We start from the raw sequence: 2,228 nt of genomic DNA on the forward strand, positions 1-2,228 counted from the left end.
CCCCCCCCGCGTTACATGCCGCGCACCATGCCCCTCCACGCGGTCACCAGGATGAGCGTCCCCGCCATGAGCCAAGACTCCGAGTTGAACACCATCGAGGAGGCCATCCGCGACATCCAGGCGGGCAAGTGCGTCGTCGTGGCCGATGACGAGGACCGTGAGAACGAGGGCGACCTCATCATGGCCGCCGAGCTGGCCACGCCCGAGAAGCTGGCCTTCATGGTCCGCCACACCAGCGGCATCATCTGCCAGCCCATGCTCGCCGAGCGGCTGGACGCGCTGCGCCTGCCCCAGATGGTCGCGGAGAACACCGAGTCCCACCGCACCGCCTTCACCGTCTCCGTGGACTTCCGCCACGGCACCACCACCGGCGTCTCCGCGTCGGACCGCACCAAGACGATCCGCGCCCTCGCCGACCCCACCAGCACCGCGGACGACTTCCTGCGCCCCGGCCACATCTTCCCCCTGCGCTACCGCGAGGGGGGCGTGCTGCGCCGCGCGGGCCACACCGAGGCCGCCGTGGACCTGGCGCGGCTCGCGGGCCTCCAGCCCTCCGGCATCCTCTGCGAGCTCGTGAAGGACGACGGCACCATGCAGCGCATGCCGGACCTCAAGCTCTTCGCGCGCGAGCACCAGCTGTCGCTCGTCACCATCGCGGACCTCATCCAGTACCGCAGCCGCAAGGACCGCCTGGTGCGCCGCGAGCCCGGACAGGACGTCGTGCGCACCCGCCACGGTGAGTTCACCGCCCTCACGTACACGTGGACGCCCGACGGCGCGAAGTCCCTGGTGCTCGTGAAGGGCGACCCGGAGCACGCGCAGCCCGCCCCCCTGGTCCGCCTGCACGCCGCGTGCGCGCTGGGTGACGTGTTCGGGTCACCGGATTGCAAGTGTCACCTGCTGCTGGATCGCGCCATGGAGCAGGTCGCGAAGGCGGGCGCGGGCGTCATCGTCTACCTGCCCGGCATGCACGGCGACGACTTCGGCATCCACCACAAGCGCGCGGGCGACGGCAGCAACACGTCCCCCACCCGCGCCGCGCACGAGTCCCGCGACGTGGGCATGGGCTGCCAGATCCTCACCGACCTGGGCGTGCGCGCGATGCGCCTGATGACCAACACGGACATGACCTACCGGGGCCTTTCTGGCTTCGGGCTCACCATCGAGTCGCGCGTCGCGCTCGCGGTGGAGTAGCGAAACCCACGAGGTGGGCTTGTCCCGGCGTGTCAGACCGGAATGGCAGGGTTCGCAGCCATTCCTGAAAGACACGACATGCCCACCTCGTTCAATCAACTGCTGAAGTGCCGTTACGGCGACATGGTGTTCAACCGCAATGACGAGGTCATTGGCCGGTCGCTGCGCGAGTACGGTGAATACTCCGAGCTGGAGATGGAGATGCTCGGGCGGTTCCTGAAGCCGGGGGACACCGTGGTGGACCTGGGCGCGAACATCGGCGCCCACACGCTGTTCTTCGCGCGGCACGTGGGCCCTTCCGGCCGTGTCATCGCCTTCGAGCCCCAGCGCGTCGTCTTCCAGACGCTGTGCGCGAACGTGGCGCTCAACAGCGTGACGAACGTCTGGGCGCTCCAGGCGGGCGCCGGTGAGGCGCAAGGCCAGACGCGGCTGCCTCCCATGGACTACTCGCGCTCGGACAACTTCGGCGCGGTGTCGCTCGACGACGCGGAGGAAGGCGAGCCGGTGCCGGTGCGCACCGTGGACAGCCTGGAGCTGACGTCGTGCGCGCTCTTGAAGCTGGACGTGGAGGGCTGGGAGGCGCAGGCGCTGCGGGGCGCGAAGGCCACGCTCGAGCGCTGCAAGCCGCTGCTCTACCTGGAGAACCACAACGCCCACAACGCCGAGGCGCTCATCGCCCAGGTGCAGGCGGCGGGCTACCGCATCCACTGGCACCTGCCCGCGCTCTTCAACGCGGAGAACTTCCTGGGCAAGAAGGAGAACGTCTTCCCGGACTGGGTCTCCGTGAACATCCTCTGCGTGCCGGAGTCGCGGAAGGACGTCCTCGACGCGATTGCTCCGCTGCACCCCGGCCCCGACGCGGAGACGCGCTTCCGCTTCGGTGGGCCGGAGATCAGCCGGATGCTCATCCCCTTCTCGCGTGAGCACATGTCCCGGCTCGTGAGCCTCACCGCCGCGTTCGACAAGGAGATCGACACGCGGCGCAAGCAGCGGCACGAGGCCCGCTAGTCCCCACCGTCACGCAACCGCCCGCC

General features: G+C 69.4%; 2 protein-coding genes. Both read left to right on the forward strand.

What is annotated here, in order from left to right; genetic code table 11:
- Nucleotides 1-66 precede the first annotated feature (66 nt).
- The gene (gene ribB / locus D7V93_RS42075) at nt 67-1,194 is read left to right on the forward strand and encodes a 3,4-dihydroxy-2-butanone-4-phosphate synthase (protein WP_120648573.1); all 1,128 of its coding nucleotides are present in this window, start codon (nt 67-69) and stop codon (nt 1,192-1,194) included.
- Between the two features lie 78 nt (nt 1,195-1,272).
- Nucleotides 1,273-2,202 carry an FkbM family methyltransferase gene (locus tag D7V93_RS42080; protein ID WP_158623978.1) on the forward strand — a complete coding sequence of 310 codons (930 nt, stop codon included), beginning with the start codon at nt 1,273-1,275 and terminating at the stop codon, nt 2,200-2,202.
- The last annotated feature ends 26 nt before the right edge of the window (nt 2,203-2,228 follow it).

The sequence above is a fragment of the Corallococcus llansteffanensis genome, assembly GCF_003612055.1.
GTDB classification, from domain to species: domain Bacteria; phylum Myxococcota; class Myxococcia; order Myxococcales; family Myxococcaceae; genus Corallococcus; species Corallococcus llansteffanensis.

What these genes read in the sequence shown, in the direction of transcription:
- ribB (WP_120648573.1), top strand. Translation starts at nt 67, where the DNA reads ATGAGCCAAGACTCCGAGTTGAACACCATCGAGGAGGCCATCCGCGAC.
- D7V93_RS42080 (WP_158623978.1), top strand. Translation starts at nt 1,273, where the DNA reads ATGCCCACCTCGTTCAATCAACTGCTGAAGTGCCGTTACGGCGACATG.